This is a genomic window from Bacillus sp. CGMCC 1.60114 (genome assembly GCF_042676365.1).
GTDB lineage: Bacteria > Bacillota > Bacilli > Bacillales > Bacillaceae_G > Bacillus_A > Bacillus_A rhizoplanae_A.
This window is the reverse complement of record NZ_JBHTHG010000118.1, coordinates 114,755-117,502: the sequence shown is the minus strand read 5'-3', so window position 1 is coordinate 117,502 and position 2,748 is coordinate 114,755. Positions and strand designations below refer to the sequence as shown.

1 protein-coding gene and 1 pseudogene are annotated in these 2,748 nt (G+C 33.8%); both read right to left on the bottom strand.

Going from position 1 to position 2,748, the window contains the following annotated elements:
• Positions 1-1,679 (bottom strand): annotated as a pseudogene (locus ACFQZ1_RS21880) (methyl-accepting chemotaxis protein); the annotation flags it as partial.
• Positions 1,680-2,052: 373 nt separating this feature from the next.
• A complete protein-coding gene (locus ACFQZ1_RS21875; protein ID WP_377884266.1) occupies positions 2,053-2,424 on the bottom strand; it encodes a DUF3979 family protein in 372 nt (123 codons plus the stop codon).
• Positions 2,425-2,748: the final 324 nt, after the last annotated feature.

Genomic DNA, 2,748 nt, shown 5'->3' with positions numbered 1-2,748 from the left:
CCAGACTGCACTTCTGTATTCACATGATTCATAGAGCTAACTGTTTTCTTCATATCTTCTTGAATTTCTGTAATTAACTTTCCAATCTCATTTGAAGATGTACTAGATTGTTCTGCTAATTTACGAACTTCGTCAGCAACAATCGCAAAGCCTCTTCCATGTTCTCCTGCTCGCGCTGCTTCAATTGCAGCATTCAATGCTAATAAATTCGTTTGATCAGCAATATTTTGAATCACTTCTAATATATCACCAATTTGTTTCGATTTATCAGCTAACAATTGAATAACTGCATCAGATTCTGAAACTGACTTACGAATGGATTGCATTTGATTGACTGTTTGTTCAACAAGTTTATCTCCAGCTTCTGCTTTTTCACGTGTATAGGCAGAGGAATTGGAAATATCAGAGGAATTATCCGCTACAAGCTGAATTCCTTCTGTCACTCCTTGAAGCAATATCGCTCCTTGTTCAACACCTTTTGTTTGTGTTGCTGCGCTGCTTGAAACTTGATCCATTGTCGCTGTAATTTGTTCAGTCGCTTCACTTGCTTGTCTCACACTTGCCGTTAATTCTTCGGAAGCAGCGGCTACATGTCCTGCTGAAGAATTAATTCTTGAAATCAACTCACGTAACGACTGAGCCATTTCATTGAAACCTTTTCCAAGTTGTCCAATTTCATCATTCGAGCGCACTTCAATCGTTTCTGTTAAATCACCTTCACTAATTTTATGAGATGAAATTACTAATTGTTTTAAAGGCTTCGTAATAGAACGTATGATGAAGTAAATAATCGCTCCTCCTAATATAAGAGAAATTGCCGCAATCAGTAACGTATTATAAAAGATAGGATCTGCCGCTTTAATGACTTCATCCGTATACATCGTACCACCGATTTTCCAACCGGTTTTTATATTTGTTGCAAATATCATTTTCTTTTCTTTATCTCCATATGAATACGAGAATGTTCCATGATTTGTTTCGTACATCGGTTTTGCCCAAGAATCAGGTGCTTTCGTACCAGACTTCTCTTCTGGATGGGCTATAACATTTTGGCTTTGATCTAAAATAAATGCATATCCCTTTTTACCGATATTAATCGTTTTTGTTGTTTTTAATAAATTTTCAAGTTTCAAATCAATACCGATAACACCACTGCCATCATCTAATTTTTTAGCGATTGTAACAACAATCTGCCCGTTTGATTTAGCTTTGTAAGGTTGTGTAAGAACAATACCGCCATTTTTTTTCATTGCATCTATGTACCAAGGACGCTCTTTCGGATTATAACCTGCAGGCATTTGTACATATGGCTCTTCTATAAACACCCCATTATCAGTTCCTACATAAATCTGCATTACTTCAGGGTGTAAATTTACATACTGCGCAAATATTTTCCTAATATTTTCTCCATTTTCCGTTTCATACATATTACGCTGAACCATTTTAGAATACTGTGTAACATCATTATATCTTGCGTCAATCATGTCATTAATTACATTATCTAATATTTTAATATTGTCACTGGCACTACTCATAATTTGATTTTCAAAATTCTTCTTTGCACTTTCATAAGACATAGTACCAATTATAGAAACAGTAGAAATTAAAATGACAAAAAATGAAAGTAGAAGCTTTTTTCCTACATTCATATTCTGAAATGGTTGAAACAACTTCGACATACAAATCCCCCTTTATGTTCTACCCAAGATGATAATTTTAAAATATATGAAATGAAGAAAAAACGAAGGAAGAATATGAATGAGTGGAATATACGACATTTTTCGACTCATACTTTGTAAATTCTATATAATTAATTTCATTTTGTCTATATATAAATAACCTTATTAAAAAATATTAATATATTAAAATTAATTTTAATATAAAATATAACTTACACCGGTACTGTTTTCTTCTCCGCACATATACTTAGTTGAACTCGCATGCCAGGAATTATCCCCACCTATCTTCTTCGCCTTTCTTTTAGTCTTGAGGTGGGGACCTTACTACCCGTTAATGCGGAATAAAAAAACATCCGTTAGTAACGGATGTTTTTTACTCACAATCTTCACATACTTCCCAGTACAATCCCATTTCAATTGCAAGAAACGGTTTTAACTGTAATCGAATCATACGGCTTGGCATACGATCTAATACAAACTGAAGGGTTTCTTCTTCTTTTATAATATCCACCTTTTGAACACCAATACGTTGAATCGTTGTAATCGGCTGACCATCTTTATATAAAACGAGACGAATCTCATCATCTTCATTAAAAAATAATTCTATCATTGTACCTTTCGATAATATTTCTTCTGTTATAGAATACGTATCATTTTTCTCTTGAATGTAATATTTCCAGCCTCGATTATTTCCAACTTCTTGTGGAGGAACTTGAAAAAATGATGCAATCTCTTCATGTAGCATAACATAACCCCTCTCATACCTCTTGCTCATTATACCCTGTTCTATATAGTACATTTATTGTACCACAAATGACTATAACAGCTGTATTTTCTCGTCCGAAAGTATATAAAAAGGCTCGCATCTAGAATTTCAAATAAAAAAGATGACCTACATCAGCTCTCTCACTCATTAATAAACCAATTTCTTCGTATCTAAAACGAAAAGTACGTGGATTGATTTTTCCACGCACTTTTTCATTACACTTTAAATCGTTCAATTAACACTTGTAACTCTTCAGCCATTTGTGATAGTGTTCCAGCTGCTGAACTAATTTCCTCTATAGAC